The organism is Burkholderia sp. BCC1208, from assembly GCF_902833095.1.
Classification (GTDB): Bacteria; Pseudomonadota; Gammaproteobacteria; order Burkholderiales; family Burkholderiaceae; genus Burkholderia.
This window is the reverse complement of sequence record NZ_CADFDY010000007.1, coordinates 190809-210492: the sequence shown is the minus strand read 5'-3', so window position 1 is coordinate 210492 and position 19684 is coordinate 190809. Positions and strand designations below refer to the sequence as shown.

Annotated in this window: 15 protein-coding genes; 5 read left to right on the top strand and 10 right to left on the bottom strand. The window is 68.6% G+C overall.

Annotated features, from left to right (window positions below):
- The first annotated feature begins 10 nt into the window (after positions 1-10).
- Entirely contained in the window at positions 11-2041 is a 2031-nt protein-coding gene (locus HWX09_RS18230; protein ID WP_027780861.1) for an FUSC family protein, read from the top strand.
- A gap of 14 nt (positions 2042-2055) precedes the next feature.
- On the opposite strand, the gene HWX09_RS18225 is transcribed toward HWX09_RS18230, so the two are convergent.
- On the bottom strand, positions 2056-2976 hold the full coding sequence (locus tag HWX09_RS18225) for a bestrophin family ion channel (RefSeq protein ID WP_027780860.1): 921 nt from the start codon (positions 2974-2976) through the stop codon (positions 2056-2058).
- 12 nt (positions 2977-2988) lie between these two features.
- Positions 2989-5313: an FdhF/YdeP family oxidoreductase gene (locus HWX09_RS18220; protein ID WP_027780859.1), complete on the bottom strand. Its 2325-nt coding sequence runs from the start codon at positions 5311-5313 to the stop codon at positions 2989-2991.
- Between the two features lie 152 nt (positions 5314-5465).
- On the opposite strand from HWX09_RS18220, the gene HWX09_RS18215 reads away from it, so the two are divergent.
- Positions 5466-6887, top strand: coding sequence for a PLP-dependent aminotransferase family protein (locus tag HWX09_RS18215; protein WP_027780858.1), 1422 nt, complete (start codon positions 5466-5468; stop codon positions 6885-6887).
- 58 nt (positions 6888-6945) lie between these two features.
- On the opposite strand, the gene HWX09_RS18210 is transcribed toward HWX09_RS18215, so the two are convergent.
- Positions 6946-8187: a mechanosensitive ion channel family protein gene (locus HWX09_RS18210; RefSeq protein ID WP_027780857.1), complete on the bottom strand. Its 1242-nt coding sequence runs from the start codon at positions 8185-8187 to the stop codon at positions 6946-6948.
- A gap of 455 nt (positions 8188-8642) precedes the next feature.
- On the opposite strand from HWX09_RS18210, the gene HWX09_RS18205 reads away from it, so the two are divergent.
- Positions 8643-10361, top strand: a complete 1719-nt coding sequence (locus HWX09_RS18205) for a SulP family inorganic anion transporter (RefSeq protein ID WP_027780856.1) — start codon at positions 8643-8645, stop codon at positions 10359-10361.
- A 122-nt stretch (positions 10362-10483) separates the two neighbouring features.
- Here HWX09_RS18205 and HWX09_RS18200 read toward each other — a convergent pair whose 3' ends face one another.
- The 6 genes from HWX09_RS18200 to HWX09_RS18175 form a co-directional block, all read right to left on the bottom strand.
- Complete coding sequence (locus HWX09_RS18200; protein ID WP_027780855.1) at positions 10484-11944, bottom strand: DHA2 family efflux MFS transporter permease subunit; 1461 nt, start codon at positions 11942-11944, stop codon at positions 10484-10486.
- Positions 11941-12504 carry an isochorismatase family cysteine hydrolase gene (locus HWX09_RS18195; protein WP_027780854.1) on the bottom strand — a complete coding sequence of 188 codons (564 nt, stop codon included), beginning with the start codon at positions 12502-12504 and terminating at the stop codon, positions 11941-11943. The genes HWX09_RS18200 and HWX09_RS18195 overlap by 4 nt, the downstream gene beginning before the upstream one ends.
- A gap of 65 nt (positions 12505-12569) precedes the next feature.
- Positions 12570-13025 (bottom strand): MarR family transcriptional regulator, encoded by a 456-nt coding sequence (locus HWX09_RS18190; RefSeq protein ID WP_027780853.1) that lies wholly within the window; start codon positions 13023-13025, stop codon positions 12570-12572.
- A gap of 80 nt (positions 13026-13105) precedes the next feature.
- The gene (locus HWX09_RS18185; protein WP_027780852.1) at positions 13106-13339 is read right to left on the bottom strand and encodes a hypothetical protein; all 234 of its coding nucleotides are present in this window, start codon (positions 13337-13339) and stop codon (positions 13106-13108) included.
- 44 nt (positions 13340-13383) lie between these two features.
- Positions 13384-14466 carry a serine hydrolase gene (locus HWX09_RS18180; protein ID WP_027780851.1) on the bottom strand — a complete coding sequence of 361 codons (1083 nt, stop codon included), beginning with the start codon at positions 14464-14466 and terminating at the stop codon, positions 13384-13386.
- Positions 14467-14663: 197 nt separating this feature from the next.
- Positions 14664-14942, bottom strand: coding sequence for a hypothetical protein (locus tag HWX09_RS18175; protein WP_027780850.1), 279 nt, complete (start codon positions 14940-14942; stop codon positions 14664-14666).
- A gap of 51 nt (positions 14943-14993) precedes the next feature.
- On the opposite strand from HWX09_RS18175, the gene HWX09_RS18170 reads away from it, so the two are divergent.
- Both HWX09_RS18170 and HWX09_RS18165 read left to right on the top strand, forming a co-directional pair.
- Complete coding sequence (locus HWX09_RS18170) at positions 14994-15869, top strand: LysR substrate-binding domain-containing protein (RefSeq protein ID WP_027780849.1); 876 nt, start codon at positions 14994-14996, stop codon at positions 15867-15869.
- Positions 15870-15940: 71 nt separating this feature from the next.
- Complete coding sequence (locus tag HWX09_RS18165) at positions 15941-16225, top strand: hypothetical protein (RefSeq protein ID WP_027780848.1); 285 nt, start codon at positions 15941-15943, stop codon at positions 16223-16225.
- Positions 16226-16334: 109 nt separating this feature from the next.
- On the opposite strand, the gene mgtA is transcribed toward HWX09_RS18165, so the two are convergent.
- Positions 16335-19100 (bottom strand): magnesium-translocating P-type ATPase, encoded by a 2766-nt coding sequence (mgtA, locus tag HWX09_RS18160; protein ID WP_080681260.1) that lies wholly within the window; start codon positions 19098-19100, stop codon positions 16335-16337.
- Positions 19101-19684 lie beyond the last annotated feature (584 nt).

Genomic DNA, 19684 nt, shown 5'->3' with positions numbered 1-19684 from the left:
TGCTCGCCGGATGAAATTCGCATTCCCCAGCATGCCGCCGCTCGCGGCCGTCCGGGCCGCGCTGCGCGACGCATGCCCGACGTTGCCGTCCGGCGCGCTTGCATTCGCACTCCGCAATACCGCCGCGTCGCTGCTGGCGCTCTATATCGCGTTCCGGATGAATCTCGACGATCCGATGTGGGCTGCCTCGACCGTGTGGATCGTCGCGCAAGGCAGCCGCGGGATGGGGCTGTCGAAGAGTCAGTACCGGATTCTCGGTACCGCGATCGGTGCGGCCGTCGCGCTCGCGCTGACCGGCGCGTTCGCGCAGACGCCCCAATTGTTCCTGCCCGCGCTCGCCGCCTGGATCGGCCTGTGCGCGGGTATCGCGACGTTCCAGCGGAATTTTCGCGCGTATGCGGCGGTGCTCGCCGGCTACACGGCCGCGATCATCGCGATGGACGCGGTATCGGCGCCGCTGCATGCGTTCGACATCGCGGTCGCGCGGTTCCTGTACGTGGTGGTCGGCATCCTGTGCGGCGCGCTGTTCGAAACGGTCTTCGCGCCGGGCGCGCCGCTGAAGGAGGTCCGGATGCGGCTCGCGCGCTATCTCGACCGCGCGGTGGCGGTCGGCGCGGGCGCGCTGCGCCGCGAGCCGAACGGCGCGGCCGTGCACCGCCTGTTCGCGGATGCGCTCGAACTCGATACCGCGGCAGAATATGCGGCGGCCGGCGCACCGCCGGTGCGCAACGCGATCGGCCATTTGCGCGCGGCGGCGCTCGGCGTGCTGGCTGCGCAGGCGGCGGGGCAGGCGATCCGGGAGCACGCGGCGCGCGCGCACGATGCGCCGGAGCCGCTGGTCGACGAGGTCGCGCACGTGCTCGAAGGGATCGCTGCATCGGGCGACGCGGGGCACCGGATGGCCGCGCTACGCGCACGCGTGGACGACGCGCTGCGCGCCGAGGCCGCCGCGCCGGCCGCCCCGGACACGTCGCGCCTGCTCACGCTCGACCGGCTGTCGGCGCTGCTCGGCGGGTTCGACCGCGCATTCGCGAGCCAGGCATTGCTCGACCGGCCGGTGCCGCCCCCTGCACGCGTGCGCTACGCGTTCCACCGCGATCCGGTGCTCGCGTGTCACAACGGCATCCGCGCGTTCATCGCGGTGCTGGCCGCGTCGGCGATCTGGGTCTTCACCGCGTGGCCGGCGGGCGGCGGGTTCGTCGCGATCACGGCCGTGGTGAGCGCACTGTTCTCCACACGCCCGAATTCGGTGCGTGCGATCGTCGGTTTCATGAAAGGCACGGCATGCGCGGCGGTCGCGGGTGCCGTCTGCAACTTCATCCTGCTGCCGGCGGTGTCGGGCTTCGAGATGCTCGCGTACATCCTCGGCGTGTTCCTGATCGGCACCGGCCTCGCGATGCGCCATCCGCGCACGGCCGCGATGGGCAGCGCGTTCTCGATCTTCTTCTGGAATTTCACGTCGCCGGACAACACGACCCGCATCGGCGATGCCGCGTTCCTGAATAGCGCGCTCGCGACGCTGCTCGGCATCGCGTTCGGCGCGTTGGTATTCGCGCTGGTGTTCCCCGGCGATCCGGGCACGAGCCGACGACGCCTGCATCGCGCGGTGCGCCGCGATCTGGCGGGGATCGCGCGCGATCCGCGGGCGTGGCCCGCGAGTGCGTGGCTGAGCCGCACGGCCGACCGTCTCGCGCGCGAGCTCGGTTTCGCGGGCGGCCTGCCGCAGACATTGATCGAGCGCGACATGCGCGACCTGCTCGCGATCTGGGGACTCGGCGACAGCTTGCTGTCGCTCGCCGAACTGGGCACGCGCGAACCGGCCGTGCGTCGCGCGGCGGCGGTGGTGCGCGGGCGCGTCGCACGGGCGGATTTCGCGCGGCTCGATCGGACTTGCGACGCCGCGGCCGGCCTGTTGCGGCGACGCGTGGCCGCGCGCGACGGCGACGACGCGCATGCGTTGCTGAACGGCGTGGTCCTGCTGCGACGGATCGCGGATGCGGCCGCCGAGCATCGCGACTTCCTGCGCGGCCGCCGCGATTGAGCGGGGATCGCCGGTCAGGTGAGGCGGTAGGACGCGCCGGGCGTCACCTCGGCCGGCAGCGGTTCGCGGTTCAGTTCGAGCAGCGTGCGCTCGATCTGCCGCGTCATCGCATCGAGTGCGAGATGGTTCGGCCCGTCGCCGAACGGTTCGGCGATCGCATGCGCGATCGCGTCGAGCGCGATCAGCGTATAGGCGACGAAAACTGTTACAAAAGGTGTCGCCGCGCCGATTGAATCGACGAGGCCGAACGGCAACAACACGCAATACGCATAGATGGTCCGGTGCAGCAGCACGTCGTATGAAAATGGAATCGGCGTCGATGCGATGCGCTCGCAGCCGCTCACCATCGCGACGAGATCGTCGAGGCGCGCATCGAGCATCCACAGGCGCGTGTCGGCGAGACGGCCCGCATCGGCGCGCGCGGCGAACGCTTCGCGAAGCGCGTGCACGATGACGACCGGGCGATACCGGGAAGCGGCGACGCGCGCAAGGGTGGCGCCGTCGAGCCGCGCGCGCAGGTCCGCGGCCGGGTCGGTGCCGCGCAGTTGATGCTTGAGCGTGTAGACGAACGCGACGACCGTGCGCACGAACGCGCGGCGCGATGCGTCGTCACGGTCGACCGCGCCGTAGCAGAGCGCCTGCGACACCAGCGTGCGCGTGGCGGTCAGCACGCCGCCCCACAGCTGGCGGCCTTCGCGATAGCGTTCGTAGCTGGCGTTGTTGCGAAACCCCGCGAAGATGGCGAGCGTCAGGCCGATCAGCGTGAACGGCGTCGGGTTCAGCGGCACCTTTTCGCCGAGCACGCGGCCGCCGCCCCACACCGCGACGAGGCTGATCGCGAGCGTCAGGACGAGCTGCGGCAGGATGGTCGGCAGCACCGAGCCGTTCCAGACGAGCAGCATCCGCAGCCAGTGCTCGCGCGGCCGAACGATCATCGTCGTGCTCCGTCAGGCGGCGGTCGATGCCGGCGCGGCCGCGCGATGCAGCAGCACGGGCACCGACTTCGAGGTCGGCGTGTTGCACACGTCGCCGACGCTGTCGAGCGGCACGAGCGGGTTGGTTTCCGGGTAGTACGCGCCGATGCAGCCGCGCGGGATGTCGTATTCGACCAGCAGGAAGCCGTCCGCGCGCCGCTCGATGCCGTCGTGCCACACGGTTTCCATGTCGACCCATTCGCCGGCCTGCAGGCCGAGCATCGCGAGATCGTCGCGGTTGACGAACACCACGCGGCGCTGGCCGAACACGCCGCGATAGCGGTCGTCGAGCCCGTAGACGGTCGTGTTGTACTGATCGTGCGAGCGCGTCGTCATCAGCGTCATCAGCCGGGCGCCGTGCAGCGCGCGGGCGCGCTGGATCGGCGTGTCGGTCGGCAGTGCGTGCGCGATGAAGTTGGCCTTGCCCGTCGGCGTGAGCCATTCGCGGTCGCGCGACGCGACGCGCAGGTGGAAGCCGCCGGGCCGTGCGATGCGCGCGTTGTAGTCGTGGAAGCCGTCGAGCGTGGCCTCGATCGCGTCGCGGATCTTCGCGTAGTCGTCCTTGTACGCGAGCCAGTCGATCGTGCCGCTGCCGAACAGCGCGTGGCCCATGTGCGCGACGATCGCCGGTTCCGACATCAGGTTCGGCGACGCCGGCTTGTTCATCCCGTACGACACGTGGACCATGCTCATCGAATCCTCGACCGTCACGCCTTGCGCGACGTTGTCCTGCAGGTCGATCTCGGTGCGGCCGAGCGTCGGCAGGATCAGCGCGTCGCGGCCGTGGATCAGATGGCTGCGGTTCAGCTTCGTCGTGATGTGCACGGAGAGCTCGCAGCGCCGCATGCCTTCCCACGTGCGCGGCGTGTCGGGCGTCGCCATCGCGAAATTGCCGCCGAGGCCGATCAGCACCTTCACGTGGCCTTCGAGCATCCCTTCGATCGTCTCGACGACGTCGTAGCCGTGATCGCGCGGCGGTTCGAAATCGAACACGTGGCCGAGCCGGTCGAGGAATGCCTGCGACGGCTTTTCCTCGATGCCGACCGTGCGGTTGCCCTGCACGTTCGAATGGCCGCGCACCGGGCACAGGCCGGCGCCGGGCCGGCCGATGTTGCCGCGCATCAGCATCAGGTTCGTCAGCATCTGCACGGTGGCGACCGAATGCTTGTGTTGCGTGATGCCCATGCCCCACGTCGCGATCACGCGTTCGCTGCGTGCATAGCGTTGCGCGAGCGCGTCGATCTGCTCGTACGGCACGCCGCTTTCGGCCGTCAGCGCGGACCAGCTTTCGGCGCGCAGATCGTCGGCGAATGCGTCGAAACCGGCCGTGTGCTCGTCGATGAATGCAATGTCGATGACGCGTGACGCACCGGCGGCGCGCGCGGCGTCGTCGAGTTCGAGCACGCGCTTGGCCATCCCCTTGATCAGCGCGAAATCGCCGCCGATGGTCGGCTGGATGAACGTCGATGCGATCTTCGTGCCCGACATCGTCAGCATCTCGAGCGGGCTTTGCGGATCGGCGAAGCGTTCGAGGCCGCGCTCCTTCAGCGGGTTGATCGACACGATCGTCGCGCCGCGCTTCGCGCACTCGCGCAGCTCGCCCATCATCCGCGGATGGTTGGTCGCGGGGTTCTGGCCGAAGATCAGCAACGTGTCCGCATGCTCGAAATCGTCGAGCGTGACCGTGCCCTTGCCGACGCCGACCGACGCCGGCAGCCCGCGGCTCGTCGCTTCGTGGCACATGTTCGAGCAGTCGGGGAAGTTGTTCGTGCCGTACCGCCGCACGAACAGCTGGTACAGGAACGCGGCCTCGTTGCTGGCGCGGCCGGACGTGTAGAACGCGGCCTGGTTCGGGTCCGGCAGCGCGCGCAGGTGGCGCGCGATCAGCTCGAACGCGTCGTCCCATGCGATCGGCACGTAGCGGTCGGTCTGCGCGTCGTACACCATCGGGTCGGTGAGCCGCCCGTGCTGTTCGAGCTCGAAATCCGACTGTTCGAGCAGTTCGGTCACCGTGTGCGCGGCGAAGAATTCGGGCGTCACGCGCTTGCTCGTCGCTTCCGCGGCCACGGCCTTCACGCCGTTCTCGCAGAATTCGAACGTCGATGCGTGCTGTCGATCGGGCCACGCACAGCCCGGGCAGTCGAAGCCGTCCGGCTGGTTCTGGCGCAGCAGCGTGCGGTAGTTGCCGCCGGCGACCTTTTCCTTGATCAGGTTGATCGTGACGGCTTTCAGCGCGCCCCAGCCGGCGGCCGGGTGGGTGTACGGTTCGATGCGCGCGGTGGCGGATTTCTTTTTCATGATGCGGGTGTCGGGGTCGATGCGTGCAGAGTACGCGCGGCACCCGTCCCGCTGTGTGTACACCTTTTCACTTCAAAAAAGAGTACAGTTTCGGCCATTCATACGGTGCGGATCGCAACTGTGTTGCCGAAGGGAAGTTGAAAGGGAGGCGCGTGAAGCGTTACGAACAACTGGCCGACGATCTCCAGGCGCAGATCGAGCGAGGCGTGTACCGGTCCGGCGAGCGGATTCCGTCGGTGCGGCAGGCGAGCCGGCAGCAGCAGCTCAGCGTCACGACCGTGCTGCGCGCGTATCTCGTGCTGGAAAGCCGCGGCCTGATCGAAAGCCGACCGCAGTCGGGCTACTTCGTGCGGGCGCGCGCGGCGGCGCCGGCCGGGGCCGAGCTGCATGTCTCCGCGCCGGCCGCCGAGCCGTCGGCCGTGGACGTGAGCCGGCTCGTGCTGTCGACGCTGCGCTCGATCGCGCGCGACGACGCGGTGCCGCTCGGCTCGCCGTATCCCGACGCGTCGCAGTTCCCGGTGCAGCGCATCGCGCGCTATGCGCAGGCGATCGGGCGGCGGCGCACGCGCTGGGGCGTGATCGACGACCTGCCGCCCGGCAATCAGGAGCTGATCCGCCAGATCGCGCGGCGCTATGCGGAGCGCGGGGTCGCGGTCGAGCCGGGCGAGATCGTGATGACGATCGGCGCGACCGAGGCGATCAACCTGTGCCTGCAGGCGGTCGCGAAGCCGGGCGACACGATCGCGGTGGAGTCGCCGACGTTCTACGCGATGCTGCACGCGATCGAGCGGATGGGCATGCGCGCGCTGGAAGTCGCGACGCACCCGGGCGACGGCATCGATCTCGACGCGCTCGAGCGGGTCCTCGCGCGCGAGCGCATCGCCGCCTGCATGGTGATGCCGAATTTCCAGAACCCGCTCGGCTTCCAGATGCCCGATGCGCGCAAGCGGGCGCTGGTCGAACTGCTCGCGAAGCACGGCGTGCCGGCGATCGAGAGCGACGTCTATCACGAGCTGCACTTCGGCGACACGGCGCCGAGCGCGCTGAAGTCGTTCGATCGCGACGGGCTGGTGCTGCATTGCGCATCGTTCACGAAGAGCCTGTCGCCGCGCTACCGGATCGGCTGGGCGATGCCGGGCCGTTATCGCGACCAGGTCGAGAAGCTGAAATTCCTGAACACGCTCGCGACGCCCGCGATCGAGCAACTCGCGATCGCCGAGTACCTGAAATACGACGGCTACGATTTTCACCTGCGGCGCATGCGCAAGCAGTATGCGCAGCAGGCGAGCCTGATGAGTGCGATGGTGCGGCGTTTCTTCCCGGAAGGCACGCGGCTGTCGCAGCCGCAGGGCGGGTATGTGCTGTGGGTCGAGCTGCCGCCGCAGGTCGATGCGATGAAGCTGTATACACTGGCGCTCGCGCAGCGGATCACGGTCGGGCCCGGGCACATGTTCTCGGCCGGCTCCGATTACCGGCATTTCATCCGGCTCAACTACAGCTACCCGTGGTCGCGGCAGATCGAGGACGCGCTGAAGGTGCTGGGGCGGCTCGCGTCCGAGTGCGCGGCGCGGTGAGCGCCGCCGCGCGACGGCAGGGCCGGCGGCGACCGGCCGCCGGCCGCCGTGGCCTGTATCAAGCCGCGCGCGGCGCCTGCAGTCCGGCTTGCGCGGCATCGACCATCTGCCGCATGTCGAAGCCCGACGGGTGCTGGTACACGCGCAGCCCGAACTCCGGCAGCACCGCGATCAGGTGATCGAACAGATCGGCCTGGATGGTTTCGTAGTCGACCCACGAGGTCGTATCGGTGAAGCAGTACAGTTCGAGCGGAATGCCTTCGGCCGTGAGCGGCAGTTGCCGCGCCATGCAGGTCATGTCGCGGCGGATGCGCGGATGGCACTTCAGGTAATTCGCGACGTACGCGCGGAACGTGCCGAGATTCGTCAGCTGGCGGCGGTTCGCCGGGCAGTCGCCGGCCGCGCCGAGCGTGCCGTTCCATTGCTCGATCGCGTCGACCTTGTCCTCGAGATAGTCCTTCAGCAGCGTCAGGCGTTCGAGCCGTTCGATCTCGTCGTTCGTGAGAAAACGCACGCTCGTCGCATCGACGAACAGCGCGCGCTTGATGCGGCGGCCGCCCGCTTCGGTCATCCCGCGCCAGTTCTGATAGCTCTCGGTGATCAGCTTCCACGTCGGCACCGTGATGATCGTGTGATCGAAGTTCGCGACCTTGACGGTGTTCAGCGTGATGTCGATGACCGTGCCGTCCGCGCCGGCCGACGGCATCGTGATCCAGTCGCCGATCCGCAGCATGTCGTTCGACGACAGCTGCACGCCGGCGACGAGGCCGAGCAGCGTGTCCTTGAAGATCAGCATCAGCACCGCGGACATCGCGCCGATGCCGGACAGCAGCAGGCCGATCTGCTTGCCGGTCGCATCGCCGATCACGACGAGCGCGGCCGTGATGAACATCACCAGCTTGACGAGCTGCATCGCACCTTTCAGCGACAGGCGCGGCTGGTCCCGTTGCGAGGTGCGGTGCGTGTGCTCGAGCGCGGACAGCGTCGCGCCGATGGTCATCGTCACGAGGAACACGATCAGCGCGAACAGCACCTTGTCGGCGACCTGTGCGGCCACGGTCGGAATGCCGGGCACCGTGCCGAGCCCGAGCTTGATCACGACGAACGGGACGATGCGGTTCAGCCATTTGAACGCGCCGAATTCGAACAGCGCGTCGTCGACGCGCGTGGCGGACAGCCGCGCGAGACGCGCGACCACGCGAAACAGCAGGAAGTGGACGACAGCGGCGATCGCGCCGGCGGCGGCGAACAGGACGAGGATGCCGACGAGCGGCGTCAACCAGGATTCGTTCAGGGTCATAGGGGCGGAATGGGGCCTTCTCGTGCGTTGAATCGGCGCCGCGATGCGGCGCGCGCGCCCGGTGAAGGGCGCATGAAAGGGACCGTGATTGTGCCATCGGGTTCCGGGCGCGTGTCGTGAAGGCGGGTCGATCGGCTCCCGAATCGGCTCACCTTTGTGCAGGTCTCCTCTGCATCGAGGTGAGGGGGAGGGCGAATCCGCATCACCGCAAGCCGGCGCGCGCGCCGGTTGCCGGAAGCGGGGTACACCGGGACGCGATGCACCTGAAGCCATGACGGCAGGCCTTCGCGTGTCGATGCGCGCGATCGGCGATCCATGCAATCATGCGGACGTCGCAGGCGTCGTCGGTGTGCCGCTCGCGCGGGCGGGCGGCCCGTCCGGCGACGGTGAGCGACACGCGGCATCGTCGCGCACCCGTTCGCGGCCCCGTCATTTCGACCTCACGCATTTCACGCATGCAAGATTCCAACGAAAGCCGTCCGTCACGCGTGCGGCTGCTGCAAGGCATCCTCCCGATCCGCCGCGCGGGCGCCATCCGCGACGTCTTCGCGGGCATTTCGCTCGCGTCGATGGACATTCCGCAGGTGCTCGGCTATGCGCGCATCGCCGGCATGCCGGCCGTCACGGGGCTCTACACGGTGTTTCTGCCGCTCGTTGCGTTCGCATGTTTCGGCGCGTCGCGCCATCTCGTGGTCGCCGCCGATTCGGCAACCGCGACGATTTTCGCGAGCCGGCTGTCGTCGATGGCGCCGGTTGGCAGCGCCGACTATGCGGCGCTGGCCGGCATGGTCGCGTTGCTGACCGCCGCGATGCTGCTGCTCGCGCGGATCTTCAAGCTCGGTTTTCTCGCCGATTTCCTGTCGCGCACGGTGCTGGTCGGCTTCCTCGCCGGCGTCGGCGTGCAGGTGTCGATTGCGATGCTCGGCGACATGCTCGGCCTGTCCGTGCCGTACCCGGCGTCGCGCAGCCTTGCGCAAATCGACTATGTCGTCACGCACCTGGTTCACGCGCACCGGCCGACGCTCGCGCTCGCGGCGCTCGTCGTCGCCGCGATTCTCGCGTGCAAGCGGTTCCTGCCGCGCGTGCCGATGCCGATGATCGCCGTCGCGGGCAGCATCGCCGCGAGCGGTGCGTTCGGCTTCGCCGCGCACGGCATCGCGGTGCTCGGGCCCGTGGCGGGTGGGCTGCCGCCGCTGCGCTGGCCGTCCGTCACGTGGCAGCAGTTCCTCGATCTCGTGCCGGTCGCCGCTTCCTGCTTCGTGATGATCATCGCGCAGAGCGCGGCCGCCGCACGCGTGTTCGCGCAGCAGTATGGCGAGGACGTCGACACCAATGCCGACATCCTCGGGCTCGCGGCCGCGAACGCGGCGGCGGCGCTCGGCGGTGCATTCGTCGTCAACGGCAGCCCGACGCAGACGGCGATGGCCGATGGCGCGGGCGTGCGCAGCCAGATCGGGCATCTCGCGTTCGCTGCCGTCGTCGCCGTCGTGCTGCTGTTCTTCAGCCCCTACCTGCAGTATCTGCCGCACGCGGTGCTGGCCGGCATCGTGTTCACGATCGCGCTCGGGCTGATCAACGTGCGCAGCCTCGCGGCGATCCGCCAGGAAAGCCCCGGCGAATTCGCGCTCGCGCTGATCACGGCCGCGGCCGTCGTGACGGTCGGCGTCGAGCAGGGCATCCTGCTGGCCGTCGCGCTATCGCTGATGCGGCACGTGCGCCACAGCTACCAGCCGCACACGATGGTGCTCGAACCCGTCGCCGGCAACGGGCGGTGGCAGCCGGTGCCCACCCGGCGCGGCGCGATGACGGCGCCCGGATTGATCGTCTACCGGTTCGGCTCCGACCTGTTCTTCGCGAACGATCACCTGTTCGCTGCCGAAGTGACCGCGCTCGTCGATGCGGCGCCGGTCCCGCCGTGCTGGTTCGTCGTCGATGCGGGCGCGATCACCGATGTCGACTATTCGGCCGCGCGGACCCTGGCCGATCTCGTCAGGGCGCTGCATGCGCGCGGCGTCGGCGTGCTGTTCGGGCGCGTGAGCCGCTATCTGCGCGCGGACATGGATCGTCACGGGATCACCGAGGTGGTCGGCGCGTCGTGCATCTTCGCCACGCTGCATCAGGCACTCGAGGCGGCGGGCACGACGCCCGCGCCGCAGGAGCCGGGCACGGTGTAGCGGGCAGTGGTGCTAGGCGACCGCGCGCAGCCGCGCGAAACCGTTGCGCGGGTAGCGGGCCGGCTCCGTCGCGGCGCTGCGGCTGCCGTAGCGGGAGGCCGCACACGCGTGCCGGCCCGTCTTCAGCGCGAACCGGCCGGTGTGTCGCGGGCCCGTCGCTCGTCGCCGCCCGCACCGGCCGACCGCAACGGCAGCCGCAGCGCCGTCGCGAAGCTCGCCGCATGCAGCGCGCACAGCAGGCCGAACGCCCACGCATACGCGACGGCCTGCGTGCCGCCGGCCGACGTCGATTCGGCCTGCAGCCGCCACGCGAGAAACAGCGTGCATAGCGTCGTGAACGTCGGGCCGCCGAGCCGTTGCACGATATTGAGCGACGTGGTCGCCATCGGCAGGTTGCGGCGCTCGACCGACGCATACGCGGCGGCGATCGACGGCGCGCCGATCGCACTCTGGCCCATGCCGCGCAGAAACAGCGCCGGTACGAGCACGAGCGGATCGTAGCCGGTCAGCGCGAGGTACACGAACGGCAGCGTGGCGACGAGTGCGAGCAACGCTCCGGCGGCGGCGAGCCGGCGTACGCCGAACCGGCTCGTCAGCGCGCCCATCGACGGATAGGTGACGAGCATGCCGAGCCCGAGCGGCGCGAGCAGCCAGCCCATTTCGCCCGGGGTACGTCCGCATGCCTGGATCAGGAACACGGGAATCAGCATCTGGCCTGCATACAGCGCGCCGTTCGACAGGAACTGCGTGCTGGCTGCCGCGCCGAACACGCGCGAGCGGAACAGTGCGAGATCGATCAGCGCATGCTCGCCCCGGCGGCGCTCGAAGCGCAGGAACGCGACGAGCAGCACCGCCGAGCAGGCGACCGCCGCGAGACCGAGCGTCGAGCCGATCCGCTCGACGCCGTACAGGAACAGCACGAGGCCCGGCGACAGCAACGCGAGGCCGATCCAGTCGAGTTCGCGCCGCGGCGCATCGTCCCGGTCGCCGGGCAGGAACCGTGCGGCCAGGGCGAGCGCGAGCGCGCCGACGGGCAGGTTCACGAGAAACAGCCAGCGCCACGACGTGTGCTGCAGGATCGCGCCGGCCACGACCGGGCCGAGGATCGGCGCGAGCAGCACCGGTACCGCCGCGTAGCCGATCACGCGCGCCATCTGCTGGCCGGCGACGCGCGCGATCATCATCTGCGCCATCGGCGCGAGCAAGCCGCCGCTGACGCCTTGCAACACGCGGAACGCGATCAGCGACGTCGCGGACCACGCGAGCCCGCACAGCGCCGACGTGAGCGTGAAGGCCGAGAAGCACCACAGGTAGAGCGCCTTCGCACCGATGCGGTCGACGAGCCAGCCGTTCAGCGGCAGCACCAGCGTCAGCGCGAGCAGGTAGCCGCTCGTCACCCACTGGATCGTCGACAGGCTGGCATGCAGGTCGGTCGCGAGGCTCGACAGCGACACGTTGACGATCGTCGCATCGAGTTGCGACAGCAGCGAACCGAGCGTCGCGACCGCGCTGACTTTCCAGATCGACGGATCGAGCCGGCCGCCCGCGTGGCTCGGCGCCGGCCGGATGCGTTCGTCGCTCACGCGCCGCGTCGGTCGAGCAGCGCGACGATGTCCTGCGTCGCGCCGGTCTCGCCCAGGCGCGGGAACAGCCGCTCGATGCTGTTGACGTGCGCGTCCGCGTTCAGGTCGGTCATCGCGTCGACGGCGAGCGTCACGTTGTAGCCGAGTTCGTGCGCCTGCCGCGCGGTCGATTCGACGCCGATGCTCGTCGCGACGCCGGTCAGCACGATCTGCGTGACGCCGGCTGCCTTCAGATGCGCGTCGAGGCCGGTGCCGGTGAAGGCGCCCCAGGTCTGCTTCGTGACGACGTGGTCGCTCGGCTGGCGGTTCAGTTCGGGCACGAGTTCGGTCCAGTCGGCGGGGAACTGCGCCGTGCGCGGCGGTTGCTCGGTGCGGCCCGGTGCGCCGCCCGCGACGTTGACCAGCACGACCGGCAGGCCGCGGCTGCGGAATGCGTCGAGCAGTTCGCGGGTGCGGGCGATCACCGGTGCGACCGGGTGCGCGGTGGGGAGGGCGACGATGCCTTTCTGCAGGTCGATGACGACCAGCGCCGTGTTCGTGTCGAGACGGGTTGCGCTCATGATGGGACTCCGGGAGGGGGCGTGGAAAACCGTGCGCGCGGATGCTGCGTGGCGCACGGGCCGGTTCATTGATCGCCGATGCGGCGGATCAGCGGGATTGCCGCGGCAAGCGTGTCGATGTCTTGCGGGTCGAGCTTCTCGATCGCGGCGCCGAGCCACTTGTGTTTCGCGGCGTTGCGCTTGCGTCGTGCGGCGAGGCCGGCGGCAGTGAGTTTGAACAGGATCTGGCGGCCGTCGGTCGGATGCGGTTCGCGCTCGACGAGCGCATCTTCCTCGAGGCTCGCGAGGATCGACTTCATCGACTGCGGCTTCATCGCCTCGGCGCGCGCGAGATCGGCGGTCGTCATCGGCCCGTGCCGTTCAAGCCGCGCGAGCGCGCTCGTCTGGGACATGCCGAGCCCTTCGGAATCGATCTCGGAGCGCAGCCGGCGGATGAGCTGCCCGACCGCGAGGGTCAGGTCGGCGGCGACGGTTTCGGCGGAAACGCCGGGTTTGCGTGGCGGGTTCATGCGGCGAATCATAGAACACGACAGTTAAACTTGCAAGTTTAACTGTCGAATTGGCGCCGGCTGGCGGCGCTACCCGGCGCTTTCCGATGCGACTACGCGTGTCGATGCGCGACCGGTACGACTTCGCTGTATCGCGGGGGCGCGTTTTCGTGCAGCAGATCGCCGAGGTACTGGCCGAGTTCGTCGGCGGCGAGCGTCGCCGGGACCTGCAGATTGACCGGGCGCCGCTTGCCTTCGGCGCCGAGATCGAACACGGCCCAGCGGCCATCCGTGCGCACCACGGCGAGCAGCCGGCCGAACGCGTTGAAGCGGTATTCGTGCTGCATGACGTCGCTCCCGTGGCGTGAACGCGCCGGCTGCCCGTGTGCGCTTACTGGATCGAACAGGACAGCCAGCGATGGATTCGGATTGCGTCGCTCGATACGCCGGCACGCGTCGGTGCACCGAGCAGCACGACCGTTTCGCGACGGCCTTTCACGCGCATGCGCATCACGACGCCGTGCCCCGATTCGTTGATGAAGCCGGTTTTCTGCAGCCGGATCGGCAGGCGGCGGTAGCGCACGAGCGGGTCGGAGTTTACGTACACGAGTTCGCCGTCGCCGGGGCGCACGGTGGTCGACAGATCGGTCGAGAAATAGCGGATCAGCGGATCCTGCGCGGCCGCGCCGACGAGCCGCGCGAGATCTTGCGCCGTCGACACGTTGTGCGGCGACAGGCCGGTCGGCTCGCGGAAGTGCGTATGCCGCATGCCGAGCCGGCGCGCTTCGCGGTTCATCGCCTTGACGAATGCGGCGCGCCCGCCCGGATAGTCGCGGCTCAGCGCGGCGGCCGCGCGGTTCTCCGACGACATCAGCGCGATATGGAACATCTCGCGGCGCGACAACGCCGAGCCGACCTGCAGGCGCGAACCGGTGAACTTGATCGTGTCGCGATCGCGTGCGGTCACGCGCAGCACGCCGTTCAGCGGACGATCGGCGTCGCGTGCGACGACGGCCGTCATCAGTTTCGAGATCGACGCGATCGGTCGTACGGTGCGCGCATTGCGGGCCAGCAGCGGGGTGCCGGAATCGACGTCGAGCACGTAGGCCGCGCGTGAATGCAGCGACCGGACCGCGCGCGGCGTGTAGCCGCAACTGGCGAGCAGCTTCGGTTTCGCGGGCGGACGCGGCCGCACGACCGTCGTGCGTTTCGCGCGTCGCGGCTGCGGCGCGGGTGCCGCGTGGCGTTTGACCGCTTGATGCGTCACGCGCGAGCGGCGATGCTTGACGGCCTTTTTCTTGCGATGAGGCTTCTTCTTGACGGCCTTCGTGTGTGCATGCGGCTGCGCATGTGCGGTGCGATGCGGCTGCACGCGTTGCGCGGACGCGTTCGTGGCGAATGCGAGCAGCAGGAACGAAAGGGCGAGGATCAGGGTGGTCCGGGCGCGAGGCAGACGCGCGATGAGGCCGGTCAAGCGAAAGTCTCCTTTTCACGCGCGATGCGGCTGCGCGGAATGCATGGGCGGTCAGCGGGTGCGGGAAATTATACGGTCGATCGCGGGGCGATGACGATTGGATGCCGCGCAATGACGCGCGATACGGGAGGATTCCGGTCGTTTTCGCGCCGCCGGGCAGCGGTGCGCGTGCGGAGAAAGGCGGGCACGTGCGCGGTTCAGCGCGGCCAGTTCCGCCGCGACACGACCGCAAAACTGATCGCGATCGATCCCGTCACCGCGCGTGGCGGCGCGTCTTCAAGCGCGTCGCCGAAGCGAAAGCGGCGGCTGCGCCCGTCCGTGCGTTCGGCACGACGCTTCGGTGCGCGCGCATCGGCGGCAACGGCGCATGCGGTTGCCTCCGCGACATCGGATGATGGCTCGGTCACGCAGTCGGCCGCTGGATCGAGGGACATGAAGGTGAATTCCTGGGAGGGCATGTCCGTATTGAACGCCATTGCATTCGATCGGTAAAATGAATATTTCGTTCATTACGATTCCGTTAAAGAATGGAACTGAAACTGCTGCGTACGTTCCTGACGGTCACCGAGCTGTGCCATTTCAGCCGCGCGGCCGATGCGCTGCACATGAGCCAGCCTGCGCTGAGCAAGCAGATCGGTGCGCTGGAGGCGAGCCTCGGCGGCAAGCTGTTCGAGCGCGGCCGGCATGGCGCTGAGCTGACGTCGTTCGGCGAGCGCTTCCTGCCCGATGCGCAAGCGCTCGTGCGCGATGCCGACGAAATCCTGGCGCATGCGCGGGAAGCGACCAGTGGCCAGCGCGGGCATTTGCGGCTCGGCATCTGCCTGTCCGTGCTGACGCTCGTACCGAAGCTGATCGCCGAATTCCGTCGTTGCAATCCGGGTATCGCGGTGACGCTGAGCGACCTGTCGTCGTCCGAACAGACGCGCCGGCTGCGCGCCGGCAAGCTCGACGCGGGTTTCCTGCGTCTGCCTTCCGACGAAGGCTTGTCGTCGTTCAAGGTGATCGACGAAGCGCTCGCGCTCGCGGTGCCGCCGCATCTCGGCTTCAAGCGCGTGCCGGCCAACCTCGACGCGCTCAACGAGATCGGCTTCATCGCGCTGCAGCGTGCGCGCGGCCCGGGGCTGGCCGCACAGATCGACCGATGGTGCGTCGAGCGCCGTTTCGTGCCGCACGTGATGCAGCAGGCGGAGGACGTGCAGTCGGTGCTGACGTCGGTCGCGGCCGGCGTCGGGGTCGCGTTCATCCCGTCGAGCGCGCGGTACCTGCTGCGCGACGCGACGGTGCTGCCGCTCGACGGCCGGGACGCGAAGTGGCGCGTGGGGCTCGCGTGGCTGTCCGATCGCGACGATCCCGTCACCGCGCGTTTCGTGTCGTTCATGCGCGCGGCGCTCAAGGGCGCGTGACGCGGCGTATAGTGTCCGCGATCGTTTTCTCAACGCATGCCGGCACGACGTCGGCCGACGAACCCGAACCGATGACTTCCGAAACCGACGAATCCCCGCTCGATCCCGCACTCGTCGCCACGCTCGCGACGCTGAACGAAGCCGCCAGCGATCCGGCCGGCAAGACGTGGTCGCTGCCCAAGATCGCGAAGCGCACGCAACTGCCGATGAGCACGCTGCGCCGCGTGCTGACGCAGTTGGACGCCGCGGGCCTGAGCGCGACGACGCTGAACGAGGACGGGACCGGCAGCGCCGCGCTGACCGACGAAGGACGCGCGGTGTGCGCGCAGCTGTTCGGCGCGAACGACGCCCGATGAACGAAAAACGGGCCGCAGATGCGGCCCGTTCGTCACCGAACGACGGTAGAGCGAGTCGTTCGGCCCGCGCCGGTGGGGCACGGGCCGGCACGTCGTCATCGGCGCGACATCAGAACCATTGCTTGTAGCGGCGCACGTAGATCGTCTTGACGATCTGCGCGAGCACGATGTAGCCGACCATCGTCGCGGCGAGCCACAGCCAGAAGGTTCCCGGCAGGTGCATGAAGCCGATCGCGTCCGCGAACGGCGAGAACGGCAGCCAGCAGCCGATCCCGATCGCGGTGAAGGTCGACAGCAGCACCGGCAGCGACGCCGTGCTCTGCAGGAACGGGATCTTCTGCGTGCGCAGCAGGTGCACGACGAGCGTCTGCGACACGAGGCTCTCGATGAACCAGCCCGAGTTCATCACGATCTGGCCGCCCGACCCGCCTTGCAGGTGATACATCGCGCCCGCACCGAACACGGTCCACATCAGGATGTACGTCGTGATGTCGAATACCGACGACGTGGGCCCGACCCACAGCATGAAGCGGCTGATGTTGCCGGCTTCCCACTTGCGCGGCTTCTTCAGGAACTCGGGGTCCATCTTGTCCCACGGCAGCAGCATTTGCGACGTGTCGTAGATCAGGTTCAGCACGAGCAGCTGCGTCGCGAGCATCGGCTCCCACGGCAGGAACGCGCTGGCGACGAGCACCGAAAACACGTTGCCGAAGTTCGAGCTGGCGGTCATGTTCAGGTACTTCAGGATGTTGCCGAACGTCTCGCGGCCCTTGATCACGCCTTCCTCGAGCACCATCAGGCTCTTTTCGAGCAGGATGATGTCGGCGGTTTCCTTCGCGATGTCGGCGCCGCTGTCGACCGAGATGCCGACGTCGGCGTCGCGTAGCGCGGGCGCGTCGTTGATGCCGTCGCCGAGGAAGCCGACCGTGTGGCCGTTCGCCTGCAGCGCCTTGACGATGCGCGCCTTCTGCAGCGGCGTGAGCTTCGCGAACACGGTCGTGCGTTCGACGACCTGCGCGAGCGTGGCATCGTCGAGCGCTTCGATTTCCGTGCCGAGCATCGGCTTGCCGGGTTCGAGGCCGACCTGGCGGCACACCTTCATCGTGACGGTCGGGTTGTCGCCCGTCAGCACCTTCACCGCGACGCCGTTCCCGCGCAGCGCGGCGAGCGCCGGCGCGGCCGATTCCTTCGGCGGATCGAGGAAGGTCAGGAAGCCGCGCACGACGAGGTCGTGTTCGTCGGCGGTGCGGTATTGCGCGCGTTCGTCGCCGCGCGCAATCATGCGGGTGGCGAGCACGAGCACGCGGAAACCGTCCTCGTTGTACGCGGTGGCCTGTTCGAGCAGCCGCTTGCGGGCCACGAAGTCGAGCGGGCGCACGCCGTCCTCATCCTGCACGTGCGTGGAAACCGCCAGCATTTCCTCGACCGCGCCCTTGCAGATCAGCAGGTGCGTGCCGTGCGTGTCCTCGACGACGACCGACAGGCGGCGCCGCACGAAGTCGAACGGCAGTTCGTCGATCTTCTTGTAGCCCTGCGGCTTCACGCGTTCGCCGATCTCGTCGGCGCGCGCGACGACCGCGATGTCGATCAGGTTCTTCTGGCCGCTCTGGTGGAAGCTGTTCAGCCAGCCGAGCCGCAGGATGTCCTCGTTCTTGTGACCGGACAGGTCGAGGTGGTGTTCGAGGATGATCTTGTCCTGCGTGAGCGTGCCGGTCTTGTCGGTGCACAGCACGTCCATCGCGCCGAAGTTCTGCACTGAATTCAGCCGCTTGACGACGACCTTGCGGCGCGCCATCGCGACCGCGCCGCGCGCGAGGTTCGCGCTGACGATCATCGGCAGCATCTCGGGCGTCAGGCCGACGGCCACCGCGAGGGCGAACGTGAGTGCGCTCAGCCAGTCGCCCTTGGTCAGGCCGTTGATCATGAACACGATCGGCACCATCACGAACATGAACTTGATCAGCAGCCAGCTGACGCTCGCGACACCGCGGTCGAAGCTCGTCTCGATGCGCTTGTGGCTCACGACGTTGCGCGCCAGCGAGCCGAAGTACGTGTCCTCGCCGGTCGCGACGACGACGGCCGTCGCCGTGCCGCTGACGACGTTGGTGCCCATGAAGCAGACGTTCTCGAGATCGAGCAGCGACGCCGGTGCGTCGTTGGCGGCGCCGGCCGCATGCGTGCTCGCGGATTTGCCGGCCACCGCGCCGAGCGTGTCGTACTTCTCGACGGGCAGCGCCTCGCCGGTCAGCACGGCCTGGCTGATGAACAGGTCGCGCGACGCGAGCAGCCGCACGTCGGCGGGGATCATGTCGCCGGCGGAAAGATGCACGATGTCGCCGGCGACCACCTCACGCATCGGCACCTCGCGGCGCGTCGGCTCCGACGTGTCGGTCATCGTGCGCTGCACGGTCGCGGTCGTCCGGACCATCGCCTTGAGCTTCTCGGCCGCGCGCAGCGAACGGAACTCCTGTACGAAGCGCAGCAGCGCGCTGATCGTGACCATCGTCAGCAGGATCGTCATGCCGACGTAATCCCGATCGTCGGGGGCCGCGAAGTAGACGTCGGTGCAGAAACTGATGGCGGCCAGCACCAGCAGCACGTAGACGAACGGGTTGTGGAACGACAGCAGCAACTGGCGGGTCCAGTGCGGCGGCTTGTCGTGCGCGATTTCGTTCGGGCCGTCATGCTGCAGGCGGTCGGCGGCCTGGTCGTAGGTGAGGCCGCGCGTGCTGGTGTGCAGCGACTTCAGCGTGTCTTCGAGCGGGCGGGCTGCTTCCTGCGCGGCGCGCATGACGCGCGGGTCGTTCTGCTGGCCGGCGCCGGCCTTGATGAAGCCGCGCTGTTTCTTGTGCGAAGTATTGTGTCGTGTCGTCATGAGTCGCTCCTTGCGCACGAGGCGGCGGGCGGGGAGCGACCGTGACGTCATCGACGCACGAGCGCTCCCCGCCGCGTCGCGTCAGGCGCGATCGGATGTGGGTCGGTAAAGGCGGGAACGCTCGCCGGCGCGCATGATGCGGACGGCGTGTCGATGCGCAGCGTCGCACCGGCGAGCGGTAATCGACTACTGTCGTCTGAGTTCATCTGCACTCCTGTCGGTTGCGGATAGTCGGCACGGGCGATCGGCAGCGGCGCGCGCAACGAGGCGCGCGGCCGGACGGCACGCGAATGGAGAGCGCACGCGGCCGACGCCGCGCGCAACACGAACGCACACGCGCGACGGCGCGTCGCGTGCATTCGACAACATCGAAAATTCGGCGGGGAATCTGGCCGGTAATCAGGCCGGAAGGGCGCCGCATCCTGCTTCCCGGGATGCGGCAGAAGACGAGGCTCTGCGCGTTTTCCTCAGGCAGCAGTCAAGTTGGTCAGGAACCAACTACAACTCGCATCGGTGTTCACAGAACACTCCATGTAATTAGACGGGAGCGATGGTAATGGCTCGTCGTGCGAAGCGTCAACCCT